This is a genomic window from Blautia sp. DFI.1.216 (genome assembly GCF_020594215.1).
Classification (GTDB): Bacteria; Bacillota; Clostridia; order Lachnospirales; family Lachnospiraceae; genus Blautia_A; species Blautia_A wexlerae.
Genome location: NZ_JAJDML010000282.1, coordinates 1 through 209 on the forward strand (window position 1 = coordinate 1; position 209 = coordinate 209).

Consider the following 209-nt stretch of genomic DNA (forward strand, 5'->3'; position numbering starts at 1 on the left):
TTAATAACGTCCCATATTAAAGCAACATTATAGGTATTATTGAGCTTGGACTGCTTCTTATACTCGTTGGTAATATTGTAGAAGGGGTCGTTCAAGTTACTGATATTTTCAGGGATCAATTCATTATCACCAGCCAGGTCGTCCTCCGTTAGGTCAGTAAGCGTACCAATAGGAGGATACTTCACGCAGTCACGTAGTTTGGAACCACT

At 40.7% G+C, this 209-nt stretch carries 1 protein-coding gene; it reads right to left on the reverse strand.

The genetic code is table 11. The features are described 5' to 3' along the window. Window positions 1-209 (reverse strand): hypothetical protein (locus LJE11_RS19730; RefSeq protein ID WP_227296475.1); only part of this gene is annotated, 209 nt, incomplete at both ends.